The sequence below is a fragment of the Burkholderia territorii genome (assembly GCF_902833055.1).
Lineage (GTDB): Bacteria > Pseudomonadota > Gammaproteobacteria > Burkholderiales > Burkholderiaceae > Burkholderia > Burkholderia territorii.
The window spans coordinates 764,324-779,603 of sequence record NZ_CADFEJ010000001.1 but is presented as its reverse complement, the minus strand read 5'-3'; the positions used below and the strand labels follow the sequence as shown (position 1 = coordinate 779,603).

The 15,280-nt window shown below is 66.9% G+C and carries 14 protein-coding genes; 6 read left to right on the top strand and 8 right to left on the bottom strand.

From position 1 onward, the window contains the following. Nucleotides 1-207 precede the first annotated feature (207 nt). Nucleotides 208-1,599, top strand: a complete 1,392-nt coding sequence (locus HW466_RS03420; RefSeq protein WP_059450514.1) for a sigma-54 dependent transcriptional regulator — start codon at nt 208-210, stop codon at nt 1,597-1,599. 48 nt (nt 1,600-1,647) lie between these two features. On the opposite strand, the gene HW466_RS03415 is transcribed toward HW466_RS03420, so the two are convergent. The 6 genes from HW466_RS03415 to HW466_RS03390 all read right to left on the bottom strand — a co-directional run bounded on the left by HW466_RS03415 (nt 1,648) and on the right by HW466_RS03390 (nt 8,543). Beyond that, nucleotides 1,648-4,122, bottom strand: coding sequence for a glycoside hydrolase family 2 protein (locus HW466_RS03415; RefSeq protein ID WP_174905405.1), 2,475 nt, complete (start codon nt 4,120-4,122; stop codon nt 1,648-1,650). Next, nucleotides 4,119-5,174 carry a DUF1839 family protein gene (locus HW466_RS03410; protein ID WP_059541413.1) on the bottom strand — a complete coding sequence of 352 codons (1,056 nt, stop codon included), beginning with the start codon at nt 5,172-5,174 and terminating at the stop codon, nt 4,119-4,121. Before HW466_RS03410 ends, HW466_RS03415 begins: the two co-directional genes overlap by 4 nt. Beyond that, a complete protein-coding gene (locus HW466_RS03405; RefSeq protein ID WP_059450512.1) occupies nt 5,171-6,148 on the bottom strand; it encodes an amino acid--[acyl-carrier-protein] ligase in 978 nt (325 codons plus the stop codon). Before HW466_RS03405 ends, HW466_RS03410 begins: the two co-directional genes overlap by 4 nt. Then, nucleotides 6,145-7,344 (bottom strand): acyl-CoA dehydrogenase family protein, encoded by a 1,200-nt coding sequence (locus tag HW466_RS03400; RefSeq protein ID WP_151004663.1) that lies wholly within the window; start codon nt 7,342-7,344, stop codon nt 6,145-6,147. Before HW466_RS03400 ends, HW466_RS03405 begins: the two co-directional genes overlap by 4 nt. Then, on the bottom strand, nt 7,341-7,592 hold the full coding sequence (locus HW466_RS03395; protein ID WP_047903457.1) for an acyl carrier protein: 252 nt from the start codon (nt 7,590-7,592) through the stop codon (nt 7,341-7,343). Before HW466_RS03395 ends, HW466_RS03400 begins: the two co-directional genes overlap by 4 nt. A 168-nt stretch (nt 7,593-7,760) precedes the next feature. Next, a complete protein-coding gene (locus HW466_RS03390) occupies nt 7,761-8,543 on the bottom strand; it encodes a Crp/Fnr family transcriptional regulator (RefSeq protein WP_174905404.1) in 783 nt (260 codons plus the stop codon). A gap of 917 nt (nt 8,544-9,460) precedes the next feature. Here HW466_RS03390 and HW466_RS03385 point away from each other — a divergent pair. Both HW466_RS03385 and HW466_RS03380 read left to right on the top strand, forming a co-directional pair. After that, nucleotides 9,461-10,243 carry a Crp/Fnr family transcriptional regulator gene (locus HW466_RS03385; protein ID WP_059507305.1) on the top strand — a complete coding sequence of 261 codons (783 nt, stop codon included), beginning with the start codon at nt 9,461-9,463 and terminating at the stop codon, nt 10,241-10,243. 11 nt (nt 10,244-10,254) lie between these two features. Beyond that, nucleotides 10,255-11,667, top strand: coding sequence for an undecaprenyl-phosphate glucose phosphotransferase (locus HW466_RS03380; RefSeq protein WP_151004660.1), 1,413 nt, complete (start codon nt 10,255-10,257; stop codon nt 11,665-11,667). Nucleotides 11,668-11,749: 82 nt separating this feature from the next. Here HW466_RS03380 and HW466_RS03375 read toward each other — a convergent pair whose 3' ends face one another. Continuing rightward, a complete protein-coding gene (locus HW466_RS03375; RefSeq protein ID WP_170296665.1) occupies nt 11,750-11,923 on the bottom strand; it encodes a hypothetical protein in 174 nt (57 codons plus the stop codon). A 338-nt stretch (nt 11,924-12,261) separates the two neighbouring features. Between HW466_RS03375 and HW466_RS03370 the strand changes: the two genes are divergently transcribed. Beyond that, the gene (locus tag HW466_RS03370; protein WP_059450508.1) at nt 12,262-12,654 is read left to right on the top strand and encodes a TraR/DksA family transcriptional regulator; all 393 of its coding nucleotides are present in this window, start codon (nt 12,262-12,264) and stop codon (nt 12,652-12,654) included. A 375-nt stretch (nt 12,655-13,029) separates the two neighbouring features. Here HW466_RS03370 and ald read toward each other — a convergent pair whose 3' ends face one another. After that, entirely contained in the window at nt 13,030-14,145 is a 1,116-nt protein-coding gene (gene ald / locus HW466_RS03365) for an alanine dehydrogenase (protein ID WP_151004658.1), read from the bottom strand. A 304-nt stretch (nt 14,146-14,449) separates the two neighbouring features. Here ald and HW466_RS03360 point away from each other — a divergent pair, with 304 nt between their 5' ends. Continuing rightward, entirely contained in the window at nt 14,450-14,866 is a 417-nt protein-coding gene (locus HW466_RS03360; protein WP_151004656.1) for a DUF3995 domain-containing protein, read from the top strand. Between the two features lie 66 nt (nt 14,867-14,932). Next, entirely contained in the window at nt 14,933-15,145 is a 213-nt protein-coding gene (locus HW466_RS03355) for a hypothetical protein (RefSeq protein WP_170296664.1), read from the top strand. The last annotated feature ends 135 nt before the right edge of the window (nt 15,146-15,280 follow it).

The following is a 15,280-nucleotide window of genomic DNA, read 5'->3' as shown; positions in this document are numbered from 1 at the left end:
AACGCCGTGGCTCCCGCGGCCGCGCGTTCCCTTCGAGTTCGATGACAACGAGGCCGGATGACATCCGGCTCGACCTCCGGGGGCTCTCGCCGTGTGCAGTTTCGATCTTCGCCAAAGCTGCGGAAACGCAGCGCGGACAGGCGGCCATGCGCCGCCGCCCGCAGCGCACGCGAACGGTTCGCGGAGTGGAGAAAGTGACGGTTCGTTATGAATATGCCAATAACGCGCGATAAGAGCGCCGGCGGGGGAAGGACTACCGGGCAGCGTCCACTGATTTACTGGACCCAGTCACCGTCCGTCATGCTGCGCAAGGAGCTTGCACGGCGCGACTGGAAAGTGACGGTCGTGGCGCATGCAAGCGAATTGCGCGACACCTCCGGTGAAATAACCTGCGGCATTCTCGACCTGAGCGGCGGCCACGCCGACGCGATCGGCAGCATCGCGTCGACCTGCGCGTCGATGCGCGATGTCGTATGGGTCGCGCTCGTCGAAAGCGGTCAGACGGCGTCGCCGAACGTGCGCGCGCTGTTGCGCGACTATTGCTTCGACTACATCACGTTGCCCGCGTCGCACCAGCGAATTGCCGATACGGTCGGCCACGCGTACGGAATGGAATGCCTGTTCGCGCGCGATCGCGAAGCCCTCGAATCGCGGGAGCACGGCATCGTCGGCACCTGCAGCGCGATGCTGAGGCTGTTCGATACGGTGCGGCGCTTCGCGCGCACCGATGCGCCCGTGTTCGTGTTCGGCGAAACGGGAACGGGCAAGGAGCTGACGGCCGTCGCGATCCATCGTCACTCGGAACGGCGCAACGGCCCGTTCGTCGCGGTCAACTGCGGTGCGATCCCGCCCCACCTGCTTCAATCGGAACTGTTCGGCTACGAGCGCGGCGCGTTTACCGGCGCGAACGCACGCAAGATCGGCTATGTCGAGGCCGCGAACGGCGGCACGCTGCTGCTCGACGAAATCGGCGACCTGCCGCACGAGAGCCAGGCGAGCCTGCTGCGCTTCCTGCAGGAGCGCGCGATCCATCGCCTCGGCGGCAGCGATCCGGTGCCGGTCGACGTGCGGATCGTCTCGGCGACGCACGTCGACCTGCGCGAAGCGATGGAAGAAGGGCGCTTCCGCGCGGACCTGTTTCACCGTCTTTGCGTGATGCGTATCGATCAGCCGCCGCTGCGCGCGCGCGGCAAGGACATCGAGCTGCTCGCCCATCACATGCTGGAACGTTTTCGCGGCGACGCGCGTCATCGCGTGCGCGGCTTCTCGACGGATGCGATCACGGCGCTCTACAAGCATGACTGGCCGGGCAATGTCCGTGAACTGATCAACCGCGTGCGCCGCGCGGTCGTGATGACGGAGGGGCGCCTGATCACCGCGCAGGATCTCGAGCTCGAATATTGCCTCGACGCTGCGTCGCCGTCGGTTGCCGATATCCGCAAGTCGATCGAACGTGAAGCGATCGAAACCGCGCTGCTGCGCACGCGCGGACGTGTCGCCGCTTCCGCGCGCGAGCTTGGGGTGTCGCGCGCAACGCTTTATCGCTGGATGGAAGCATACGGAATCGAGCGGCCGCGCGGCACGGGATCGTCGGACTGACGGCGTGTGCGGCGCGGCCGTGCGACCATGTGCGCGGTCCCGGCCGCGTCAGCCGGCCAGCGCGGCGCGCACGGTTCGTGCCGCGTTGACCGCGCGGATCTCGACGGTCGGCGGCGTGCCGGCGGCCGGACGATCGCCGGCGTTATCCAGCGGCACGAGCGCGACGCGCGCGGGCGTGCCGGGCGCGAGATCGAACCATTCGTCGCGTGGCATGAAGCCCGGTGCGTCGATCTGCACGTGACGTGCGACGTGGCGCGTATCGATGTCGACATGCCACGTGTCGCCGGTGCGCGACACGCATGCCTCGATGCCGGGTTCCCGGCGAGCGAACACGGCCGGGTGCGTGCGGGACGGGAAGTAGAACGCCTGCGACAACAGCGTACCGTCGTCGGCGCGCAGCGTCGCCACGACCGTATCGTGCTCGCACGGGCCGAAACGGTACGCGTAGGTCCAGTCGAAGAAGCGGCCGAGCAACTCGGCCGAGTCGAGCCGCACCGCGTCGTACGCGGCGATCCGGACCGGCCCGCCGGCCCGCGCGACCGGCGTGCGGCCGTCGCGCAGTGCGACCAGGTCGACGGTTGCCGACAGCGGCGCCGGTCGCTCGTTGATCACGTGCACGTCGAGCCCGTTCAACCCTTCGTCGACGAGCAGAATCTGCACCGGTTGAAGTACCTGGCGCAGCGCATACCACGCCGATTTGGGCCGATGCGTCGCATCGAGCACGCCCCATCCGGCGCCCGCCATCACGTCCTGGAACTGCCAGACGAGTGCGCCCGCGCAGCGCGAGCCGGTACGGCGCCATTCGGAGAACGTGTCGCGCATCAGGTCGGCGATCACCGCACGCGACAGCTCGAAGTAACGCGACGGATCCTCGCGCCGCAGGCGATCGGGTGCCACGTCGTACAACGTCTGTAGATAGTGATCGCGAATATCGTCGAAATCCCACGACGTGCCGGGATCGCGCGGCACGGCCGCTTTCCAGCGCGGCTCGTGAACGCCCGGCCAGCCGAGGCTCGCGAGCATCGCATCGCACGGCACGTTCGCGAACGCGAGGCATTCGCTCGCGAAGCGCACGTCGGCGCGTCGCGCGTCGTCGAGCGGGCGAAGGTATGCGCCGACGCCGTAGTAGTGCGACACGCGTTCGCGCGGCGTGAACGGCAGCACGCCGCCATCGGGCGAGTCGGGGACGTAAAGCGTGTCGGGCCGTCGCGCCGCTGCATGGCCGGCGAGGCGTTCGGCGGTCAGTTCGAGAAAACGCTGTTTCGGCCCGAGCCCCGACATCGCGGCCTGCTGCGCGATCTCGCTGCCGCCGCACAGCACCGCGAGCGATGGCGATGCGCGGTGGCGCGTGAGGAATTGTTCGACTTCGAGATCGACGGCGTCCGCGAACGCGTGGTCGTCTAGCGCGTAGTCGAAGTTCGCGAACATGAAGTCCTGCCAGACCAGCAGTCCGAGCCGGTCGCACCATGCGTGGAATGCGTCGGCCTCGTACGCCATCGTGCCGCCGACGCGAATCATGTTGAACCCGGCGTCGCGCGCGAGTCCGAGCAGCCGGCCATAGGTTGCGTCGTCCGCGTGCAGCGCGAGCGGTGCGGCGCTGCTCCAGCAAGCGCCGCGCGCGAATACGCGCACGCCGTTCACGCGTATCCCGAAGCCATTTCCGTCGTCGCCCGCGTCCAGCTCGATCGTGCGAAAGCCCGTTGCGGCGAGCGGCCGGCGCTCGGCGCCGATGTGCAGTGCGACGTCATACAGCACCGGTTCGCCGTGCGTGTGCGGCCACCAGCGGCGCACGTTCGGTACCGCGACCGTCGCATGCAGCCGGTCGGCGCCGCTGCGCTCGAGCGTCGCGTGGTGCTCGCCGCACGACAGCCGGGCCGCGAACGCATCGGGCAGCGCGCCGGCGAATGCGAGTTCCGCGTCGAGCCAGCCGGTGTCGCCGTCGATACGCGCATGCAGGTCGCAATGAACGAGAACGGGACCGTTGGCCGGATCGAGCACGTCGACGGGCCGCCACGGTCCGGTCGGCACGCAGCGCGGAAACCAGCCGGGCATATGCCCGAGCAGCGACGTGCGAACGGTGCGCAGCGTTGCCGGTTCGGCCAGTCGCGTGCGCCAGCGTGCGCGGCGCGGTGCGCGCACATCGCGCAGGTGCGGCGCGAGGGCGCGGAAGCAGACCGTCAGCCGGTGCGTGCCGTCGAGCGACACGGGCACGTCGTGCGCGACGAACATGCTGCCGGAGCGCAGGATCGGCGTCTCGTCGAGCCATGCCTCGGCGAGTGTCGCGAGGCCGTGAAAGCGCAGGACGCGTGGCCCGTGCCCACGCAGTTCGACGCGATACCAGTGGTCACGCTCGTCGAGCGACGCCGTATCGTCGGGCCGCCCGGCCAGCGCGAGCGCTTGCGCGACCGTGCCGGGCACGGGGGCGGCGATCCAGCCGTCGGCGGGAAGATCGAGCGGCTCGCGCGCGGCGCCCGCGGCCGTCGCGAGCATCGACCACGCGAGCGCGGCGGGCGCCCGTCTCACCGCATCGACGGCACGGGGGCCGCGTCGATGCGGACGGGCACCGCGTGCTGAAGCGGCGCGGTGATCTGACGCGCGCACTCGATCAGGTCGGCGTAAGCCGCTTCGATCGCTTCGAGCGTCGCGTCGCCGCGCTCTTCCTTGCCGCGCGCACAGGCCCGCGCCAGCCGGAATTCGAGCACCATCGCCTCGGACGCGATGCGGTCGCAGGCGGCCCGAATCTCGACGAACGGTCCGACGCAGCCGCTCGCCTGCAGCCAGCGCGCGTAGTGGCCGAACAGTTCGAAGTTCGCGCCGAGTTGCCGCACCGAATTGAACGAGTACGCATGAAAGCGTTCGAGCGGCGAGTCGGCGAGCGATCTCGCATCGATCTGCAACTGGCGCCGGAACGCGGCGACCGGATTGACGACCGGCAGGCGGCGCAGATGGCGCTGCAGCAACGCGAGCGACGTTTCGCACAGTGCGCGCTCGTCGAGCGGCGCGAAGCGCCGCTTCGCGCACTCGACGTACGGCGGCAGCGGCATCGGCGAGCAGCCGCCAACGAGGCCGTTGTAGTCGAAATCCTCGGCCACGTAATAGCCGCTGTTGTGGAAGTAGCCGATCTGGCGGTGCGCGCGATCGATCGAGTCGATGCCGATCGTCGTCTTCGTGTGCTGCGTGCGGTAGCTGCTGCCGCGTGTGTCGGGCAGGAACCACGCGTCGACCTCGACGATCATCAGGTGACCGCGCGCGACCTGCGTCTCGATGTGTTGATCGAGCGGTTCGTAGATCGAGTGTTCCTGCACGACGATTCCATAGAGCCGCTCCAGTTCGTCGTGCGGAAACTTGAAGAACGTGAACTGGTCGCCTTCGAAATCGAGCGCGATCGTAAACGGCAGCGCCGCGTACGGATTGAGGCCCCACCACCGGAGCACCTCGAGCCACATGTCGACGTAGCAGTTGGTCTGCTTCCAGACCATCTCCTGACTATGCAGCGGGTGCGGCCGGTAGTGGCGCGCGCGGTGGCGCACGTCCTCGAACGACGCATCCTCGCCGTCGCGGGACACGAATTTCATCGCGTGCCCCACAGCACGTCGCGAACGTCGGCCGGCCATGCGTCGATGTCGAAACCGTGATGACGGAACATCGCGAGCGTCAGCCGCTCGAGACCGAAGCCGACGCATCCCGTGTGCGCGACGTCGCCCGTCGCGGTGCGAATGTCCCACAGCAACCCGAAGTGATCCATGTGGTAGTTGAAGCTCAGGCACGCGGTCTGGCGGCCGTCGTGCTCGATCGGGATCAGCAGCTCGAACTTCAGGTTCTGCTCGCGCTGGCTGTTCGCGACGATCTTGCCGCCGCGGCCGAAGAAGGGGTCGTTCGCGAGATCGATCGCGTTCGGCAGGCGCAGCGCCTCGATCATCCGCGTGCCGCGCTCCATCCACGTCGCGCGGAACGCAACGATCTGCTCGGGCGTGCCGATCCGCACGTATTCGCGCATCCGGAACAGCTGCATGCGGGTCGGATCGAGCGACGGCTCGTGGCGGAAGCAATACGAGAACACGTCGACGATGCGGCCGTCTTCGGGCAGCGCCCCCGCGCGTGCGACGACCGGATAGACCGGGTAGCAGGCGGCCGGCGTCATCACGACGTAAGTCGGCTTCTGGCTTTCGGTCCAGTCCTCGCCGCGGTCGAGGCACTGCAGCACGCGCTGGTGACGCTGTTCGTCGCCGCAGAACGCGTGCACGCTGCCCGCGAGTTGCGGGAAGCTCTTCATGTATTCGCTGCGCTCGAACTCGGTGCGGCTCATCGCCGGCGGGAAGCGCAACACTTCGGCATGCTGATCGGCGCCGAGGCGCGTGACGAACGCGTCGAGCGCTTCGACGACGCGCTCGAACGGCTCGCTGCGGCCGAACAGGCCCTGGATGCCGGTCGACACGAGCAGTCCAGCATCGATCAGCTCGTCGCGCAGCGGATTGACGCCCGCGCGGTCGAGCGGCGCGTCGGACGGGGCGGCGGTGGCGGAGGAAGGCACGGACAGGCGGTCGTTCACGGATGTTTCTCCAGCGTCGCGGGACGCAATGCGAGCAGCAGGCTCGAGGTATTGGCGGCAATGCGGTCGTTGCTGATCATCAGCGGCGCCGCGTGCAGGTCGCGCAGGTGGCGGCCGATGCTGAACGGTGTGCCGTGCTTGTAGCCGGCCATCCCGCAGATCATCATCGCCTGCTGTGCGACTTCGAGCGCGGTGGACGACACATAGGTCTTCAGCGTGTTGATCTCGGCGGCCCACGCCATGCCGGCCGACCAGGAGCGCGGCGACGCGCCGGCATACAGGCGCAGCACGTTGTCGACACGGGCCTGCATCGCCTGCATCAGCGCAAGCGATTCGGCGATGCGCCGCGACGCGGGCGACGGCGCGCCGTCGGTCTGCCGTGCCTGCGCACGAAAGAACTGATGTGCGCGATGGAACGCATCGCCGGCCACGCCGATCCACACCGCCGCCCACAGGATGTGCGACACCGGCACCATCGTCTGTTCGGCGATCTGCGCGAACGGCACGGGCAGGCATTGCTCGGTCGTCCCTTGTGCGTCGAGCACGAAGCCGTTGCTGCACGTCCCGCGCATGCCGAGGGTGTCCCATTCGCCGCGGCGCGTGAGCGTATAGCCGTCGCGCAGCAGCGTGACGAGCACCTGCTCGGATGCCGGCGCGTCGGCGTCGCGCCGCGCGGTCGCGAGGATGCCGTCCGCATAGTCGCCGTACGAGATCGTCGGCGCGGATTTGTTCAACCGAAATTCGCCGCCGCCGTTGGTCTCGAGCGCGCACTGGCTCGCGCGCAGGTTGCCGCCGACGCCGTCTTCCGACGTCGCCGACGCGAGCAGCCACTGGTGGCGCACGAGCTGCTGCAGGAACAGCTTGTGCCAGCCCTGGTCGGCCGCGTGATTGACGATGCAGGCGACCTGGATTTGGTGCATCGCGAACACCATCGCCGACGATGCGCAGGCCTGGCCGAGGATCGAGCATGCCGATGCGATGTCGGCCAGCGACGCGCCGAGACCGCCGAGCTGGGCCGGAACCATTGCGCTCAGCAGGCGGCGCGCGCGCATCGCCTCGATCGCTTCGACAGGGCAGCGCGAGTCGCGATCGACTGCATCCGCATGCTGGGCAGCGATTTGCGCGACGGCGTGCGCGGCCTCGTCGAGCCGACGTACTTCGGCGTCGGCCGCGAGTTCGGGAAGCAGCGCGCTCATGCGGAATGCTCGGAGCGTTGCAGGGTCGCGATCGTGTCCGCCAGTGCGTCGATGCTGCGGAACAGATTGCGGTTCAGCATCTCGTCGGGAATTTCGATGTTGAACTGCTTCTCGATCGCGAGCATCAGCTGGATCGTGTCGAGCGAGGAGAGGCCCGCTTCGTAGAGGTCGTCCCCGTCACCGATCGAATCGATCGCGGCTTCGAGATGGGCGACGTGCTTGAGGATGGTTCTGATTTCGTTTTTCACGTGCTGCTCCGGCGTGTGTGGTGTCGTCCGCATGGGCGGACGCGCGCAGCGCGCTGACATCCCCCCGGCAGTCCGGCATCAGTAGACCATTCGCAAGCACGGCGTTCTGTTCGCCACCCTACAATCGACTGACTCGAATCGTGCGCGTGCGCCGAAACGCCGCGTGCATCACGCGCGCGCCGCGGTGCTCACGCTGGAATCGGCAGACAGGATGCGCTTCATCTCGTCGCGCACGATCGCGCGGCAGCTACACGACATTTTCTCGAGGCCCGCGAGGTCGGCAAGCTCGATGGAGCTCCGGTACTGGCGGATCAGGCCCAGTTTCTGAATCTCGCCGGCTGCGTCCGTGACCGTCTCGCGCCGTACGCCGAGCATCTGCGCGAGCATGCTGTGGGTGACCTGGATCTCGATGCTGCGCGACCGGTCATACGCGAGCAGGAACCATCTGCATAACTGATGTTTGAGGACGTGGTGGCGGCTGCAAAACGTGATCTGCGATACCTGCGCCATCAAAAGACGCACGCAGACGAACACCAGATGGCGAATCACCGGCGATGCATCGAACGCGGCCGCGAAGACACGCCGGTCCAGCCGGTAGACGAAGCCGTCGCGACACGCGACGGCGCGGCACGGCATCCGGCCGCTGCCGCCGATCACGTCGTCGCACACCACGCTCTCGCTGCCGATCTCTGCGACTTCCAGCGTCATGCCGCCGGACGAGACGTATTGCAGAGAAATCGCCGTCGTCACGGGCAGGTAGACGGCAGTGAGCATTTCGCCGGGTTCGCACAGCACCTGACCCGATTTCAGGTGAACGAGCTGAAGGTTGGCAATCAGCGTGGCGCGTTCATCACGGTCGAGGGCCGCGAGGAACCGGTTGGCGTCGAAGCTGTGGGAGAGCTCGATCATGCCGCTCGCATGGGCGACGGTGTCATTGGCCTGATGGGGCACGGCGCATCCTCGTTAGGGGCGATCGCACGTCGCGGGGCGTCATCCAGCGGATTTAGCACGCGCGTGCGGATTTGAGAAGGTCGAAATTCGAATGCCGGTGGACTGAAAAAGGCTAGCACGCAATTGAATTCGATAAATTTCGCATTACGTCATTTCACAAAGTTTGACGATTTCGGGTAAATGAAAACGTCATGCGCATTTAAACATCGTGTCTTCATGGGTTAATTGCGCTGATATGTATCGAGGGGTGAAGTCGGGAATTCGGTGTCGATTCGGAATCAATCGGAAAGCGATTTGTATCGTACAGGTAAAGCATTAAGAATGCATTGAACATTATTTGACAATCGAGATAGGCGTTACGAATTGATCAATAAAATCAAGTGCTTGATTGCGTTGTGTGCGTTCGATTACAGAGGCTCGAATTAATGCGCCGATTCATATTTGAGACAGTTTCAAACGGTCATTCGAGGTGCCGTGTGCCGCCCCGGTGTCGCGCGAGACATCACGGAAACAATTGAAAACAGGTCGTAAGTAGTTGAACGGTAAGGTCCGGGCGCCGCTGCTGGCGCCGTCACGCGCGTCCAGCTCATTGATCAGTCGAATCGACGGCTGTGTCCAGTGCACCGCAGGGTGTCCGAAAATGAGACGCTTTTTGCGGTTTTCGGCGGGCTATTCGGCGGTTCTAAATCGCGAGTCATTTATATATTAAGGATGTAGCGGGGATTGGCACGTAAATCGCTTATTGCGAGAGGCGCATCTGAACGGGACTGCCGATTCGATCCGGCGGCGAGCAGCCGAAGGTCGATTGGGTGGAGGGTTGTGGGCCGCAACCCGCGTCGCCGTCAGCACGCGCCTCGCGATAACGAGTTCCGCTCACGCGGCAGCATGCGGCGCGGACGACAAAATGGGATACAGACATGCTTCATCTTCACTCGAGCTACTCGGCGAACGCCATCCTCGACGCCCTGCCGGAGGACAGCATCCGTGCCATCGCACCACACCTCGAACTGGTCAGGGTCAAGGCCGGCATGCTGGACCGTGTCGGGGAACCGATGCGCCACCTGCATTTCCCGACGACCGCCATGATGTCGGTGCAGCACCTGATGGAGGACGGCGCGATGGTCGAGGTGGCCGTGGTCGGCCGCGAAGGTGTGGTGGGCCTGGCGACGCTCGTCGGCGGCACCGCGGTATCGAGCCGCGTCGAAGTCCGTATCGGCGGGATGGCGTACCGCGTGCCGACCTGCGTGATGCGCTCGGAATTCGAACGTTCGCCGGCGACGTATCGGCTGCTGCTGAACTACTGCCAGGCGACGATGGCGCAGATCTCGCGCAGCGCGTTGTGCAACCGGCATCACTCGGTCAGTGAGCAGTTGAGCCGCTGGCTGTTGCTCGCGCATGACCGGATCGACGGCGACGAGCTGGCCGTCACGCAGCAGACGATCGCGAACATGCTCGGCGTGCGTCGCGAAGGCGTGACGGAAGCCGCCGGCAACCTGCAGGCAGCCGGGCTGATCCGCCAGCGTCGCGGCCGCATCATCGTGCTCGATCGCGACGGCCTCGAGCACCAGGCGTGCGAGTGCTACGAGTTGATTCGTGCGGACTATCGCCGGCTGCTCGGTACGCGCGCAGGCACGCGATCGATGCCGGTGCGACCGCGCATGCACGACGTGCACGGTGGATTCCCCGCACACGGTGCGTGACGATGCATCCGATGGCGGGTGGAACGAATACGGCGTGGCGCGTCGCGATCGCCGCGGCCGATGCCGCGCTCGTGCTGGCGGGCGCGCTCGCCGCGCAGGCTGCGATGGGGCTCGCATGGCGCGATCTGTCCGACGCGCAGCGCGGCGCGATCGCATTGCTGTGCGCACTGACGGTCGCGCTCTTGCCGCACGGCATGCGCGCGTCGCGCGGTGCGTTGTCGTCGCATGACAGCGGAACCGTGTTGACGCGCACGGTGGTCGCCGTCGTGTGCGCGGCCACGCTGACGGTGGGCGGCACGATGTGGATCATGAATCGCGGCGGCACCGTCACGACGCGCTGGATCGCGCGGACGGTGCTGTCCGGAGACGCGGCACTGCTGCTCGGCAGGCTGGCACTGTGCGTGCTCGCGATGAAGCGCGGCGACGCGCGCGCGCGGCAGCGGCGAGTCGCGATCGTCGGTGCGACCGCTTACGGACGGGTGGCGATCCAGCGCATGCAGCTCGAGCCGGCCGGCCCGTTCGCGGCGGCCTGTGTGTTCGACGACGACGCGTCGGCCGCGGCAGCCGCCGACGCGATCGGCGGCGTGCCGGTGATCGACGACTGGGTCGCGCTGCGGCGCATGATCCGCGGCGGCGAGATCGACGAAGTGTGGCTCACGTTGCCGATGTCGCACGAGTCGCGCATTCAGCGCATCGTGCGCGAATTGCGCGACGAGTTCGTTGAATTGCGGCTGTTGCCGGACGTGCGGCAGATGGCGGTCGTCGAGCGGTCCGCGACCGACGTGCTCGGCATGCCGGCGATCAACCTGGCGACCACGCCGCGTTCCGCACCGGAGCTATGGGCGAAGTTTGCGTTCGACCGGCTGTTCGCGGTCGCCGTGCTGATCCCGCTGCTGCCGCTGCTTGCGGTGCTGGCGATCGCGGTGAAGCTGTCGTCGCCGGGGCCCGTCTTGTTCAGGCAGCGCCGCAAGGGTGTCGACGGCCGCGAGTTTCATATCCTGAAGTTCAGGACGATGCGCGTGCATCGCGCACAGCCCGGTGTCGTGCGGCAGGCGTCGCGCAACGATGCCCGCGTCACGCCGGTCGGCGCGTTCCTGCGGCGCACGTCGCTCGACGAGCTGCCGCAGTTCTTCAACGTGTTGTTCGGCCAGATGTCGGTGGTCGGCCCGCGTCCGCATGCAATCGAGCACGACGACTTCTATCGGCAACTGGTCGACTGCTACATGTATCGCTATCGCGTACGGCCGGGGATCACGGGATGGGCGCAAGTGAACGGCTATCGCGGCGAGACCCGCAAGGTCGAGGCGATGGCCGCGCGTGTGAAGTTCGATCTGTTCTACATGCAGAACTGGAGTTTCTGGTTCGACATGAAGATCATCCTGATGACGATCGTGCGGGGCTTCGTCGGGCGAAACGCGTTCTGATGGAGAGGATTGCGAAGTGTCGTCGTGGCGTCGTCGTCATTGGTGCGATGCGCCCCGCAATGACGCACGTGAGAAACTCGCGTCAACTGTCCGTCGGCGGCTGAGCGGCCGCCGGCAGCGCAGCGGGCGTGGCGGCGGGGCTGGCGTCGGGCGCGGCTTGCGTGCTCGACGGCTGAATGGCGTGCTGGATCGTCGGCACGACCATTGTCGGGAACAGGGCCGCAAGGGCCACCCAGATGACGACGCCGAACAACATGACCTTCTCCGTGAAAGCAGCGGATTCGCCGCGCATGCTTTCAATCTACGTCGCAACTTTTTTCAGGGGATTGATCGACCTCAACGGCACCTGCGTCAGACGAAACGGGCGGGCGGGGTTATCGCGTCCGTCCCCGCTTTTCGCGTGCGGTGCGGTGCTGACCCCGATCAACACATGCGTGAGCATTGGGTTTATGCTGCGTCGAATGCGTCCTGCGCTTCGTGCGGCCGGGCGCGTATCCGGGCACGGCAGGCCGGGTTTTCCGGCGTGGCGCGCACCGGCGCGACAACCGCGCGCCGCATGCTGTTCGCGCGGAACCCCGAAAAGGAGAGACGGCAATGGCGCTCGATCAAGAACAACGGCGGACGCTGCAGCGGCGGCTGACCGAGAGCGAGCAGGCGTTGCGCGCGGATATCCGGACGAGCGAGGACCAGCGCGCATCGGAGTCCTATGCAGAGCTCGCCGGCGCGGCGCCGGACGAGGGCGACGAGGCGAACGCCGATCTGTTCGTCGACATGGATCACGCGCTGATCGGCATGAAGCTGGCCGAGTTGCGTGCTGTCGCGCGCGCGCAGCAGCGCATGCGCGACGGCAGCTACGGCGAATGCATCGATTGCGATGCGCCGGTCGGCTACCAGCGTCTGCTCGCGCGCCCGACGGCCGAGCGTTGCACGCATTGCCAGTCGGTGTACGAGCGTCGCTACGCGACGACACCGCGCGCATCTCTCTGACGTACCGGTGCAGGAATCGCGCAGGCTGGGCGCCCTGCGCGGCATGACACGGGCAACTGGCGCACGATGACCAACGGGCGCCCGCCGTCGTCGATATGCGCCGCCGGACGAGCTGACGCCGTCGCGTCAGCGCACGGCACCATCCACGTGGAAGGGTGCCACGCCGGCCATGGCGATCCACAATGCCGAGTGTGCGGCCGTCTTCGCCGACATTGCCGACGTGCCGGAGGTCCGGCACGCCACCCGTTCAGGGTGCGCGCCTCTCGCAGCGCGGCGCGCACGATTGCCGAACACGGACGCGACATTCCGACGACGAGCGTGCGCCGCGCGTCGACGCGCGCCCGCCCGAAGGGCGCGTGACGGCGCACGCCGACATCAGGCCAGCACGTCTTCCGCCGGGACGTACGGCAGGCCGAGCGACTGCGCGACGGCCTCGTACGTGATGCGGCCGTCGCACACGTTGAGGCCCGCGCGCAGATGCGGGTCATCTGTCATCGCGCGTTTCCAGCCCTTGTCGGCGAGCGCGAGCGCATGCCCAAGCGTCGCGTTGTTCAACGCGAACGTCGACGTGCGCGCAACCGCGCCCGGCATGTTCGCGACGCAGTAGTGCACGACGCCGTCGACGACGAAGGTCGGCTGCGCATGCGTCGTTGCATGCGACGTCTCGAAGCAGCCGCCCTGATCGATCGCGACGTCGACGACGACGGCACCCTTGCGCATCGTCGCGATCATGCCGCGCGTGACGAGGCGCGGCGCGGACGCGCCCGGCACGAGCACCGCACCGATCACGACATCGGCGTCGCGCACGGCTTCATCGATCGTGTGCGCGTTCGAGCAGACGGTCGCGATCCGGTTCGCGAAGATCAGGTCGAGCTGGCGCAGCCGGCTGACGTTCGTGTCGAGCACGGTGACGCGTGCGCCGAGGCCGACGGCCATTTGCAGCGCACCAGTGCCCACCACGCCCGCGCCGAGCACGACGACGTGCGCGGCCGGCACGCCGGGCACGCCTGCCATCAGCACGCCGCGGCCGCCGCGCGGGCTTTCGAGGTGTGTCGCCGCGACCTGGATCGACATGCGTCCCGCGACCTCGCTCATCGGCGCGAGCAGCGGCAGCCCTCCGCCTGGGCCCGTCACGGTCTCGTATGCGATGCAGACCGCGCCGGACTTCACGAGCGCGGCCGCCTGCTCGGGATCGGGCGCGAGATGCAGATACGTATAAAGAATCTGCCCGCGCCGCAGCATCGCGCACTCTGCCGGCTGCGGCTCCTTGACCTTGATGATCATGTCGGCGCGCGCGAAGATGTCGCGCGCGTCATCGCACAGCGCCGCGCCGGCGGCCGTGTAGTCGTCGTCGAGCAGGCCGATCGCGGTGCCCGCGCCGCGCTGCACGAGCACGCCGTGGCCATGTCGCGTGAGTTCGCGTGCGCCGGCTGGCGTGAGGCCGACGCGGTATTCGTGGTTCTTGATCTCCTTCGGCACACCGATCAGCATGAGTCGCCTCCATGTGTATTCGTCATTGTCGTCGTGCCCGCGCGCATCGCGACCGCCGCGCAATGCGCGCCGTATTGGAATAAAAGGGTAGTGGTGCCCGGAGGGAAGTCAAGCGGCGGCCGTCGAGGGCGGCCGCGCGCACTGCGCCGCAACACGGCGCATGGCGTATTGCGACCGGACGTCGCACTGCATGCGGCACGCGGTTTGGGTATCGTCTCGTGTTGCGCGCAACGGCACCGCGTGCCGGAACGCTTCCGGCTGGATCACGATACGCCGACACGATGAGACAAGGAACCTTACCGAGATGACCGGCGCGTATTTCAGCGTACCGACGCTTTGTGCGATCGCAATCGTTCACGTGTACTGGGCGTTCGGTGGGCGCCTCGGCAAGCGCGCGGCCATTCCGGAACACGACGGGGTGCCGCTGCTGAAGCCGACCATGCCGGGTACGCTCGCCGTCGCGATGGCGTTGCTGGCCGGCGCATGCGTGGTGGCGTCGCGCGCCGGTTGGCTGTGGCCGAACCTGTATCCCGGCGCGATCGCGTTCGCGATCGTTGCGTTCGCATTGATCTTCGCCGTGCGGGCAGTGGGCGATTTTCGCTACGTCGGCTTCTTCAAGCGCGTTCGCGGGTCGCGTTTCGCGCGGATGGACAGCCTGTGTTACTCGCCGCTGTGCGTGGCGCTCTCGCTGTCGATCGCGTCGATGCTGTGGTCGCGGTGAGCGTCGCGTCTGGCGCCGCGGCGAGTGTGCGGCGAGCGCGGCGCTGACATACATCGCGGTGTCGCGATGGAATACGCCGACCGGCGCGGACCGGGCAACGCCCGTATCCATGTCCCGCCACCATGGCGAGCGGTGAAGGCCGCACCCCGGCTCTTGCGTATTCCGGAAAACGGTTTCCCCATTATTGCGATTTTCGATGTAATGAATTGCATTGAAGCCTTTGGAAATGGAACCGGTTCCATTTATAATTCGCGGCGTTTGTCGCCAAGGCCGGAATGAGGGTCGTGCACGATGCGCTTGCCGTTGGCCAGCGCGGCGTCTAAGTTGAATAGGGCCATGGCGACAGGGACACATGCGGGCGACAAGCCGGTATTTGTCCGATGACAGACCCGTGAAGAGGTCGACCCGCGGTGC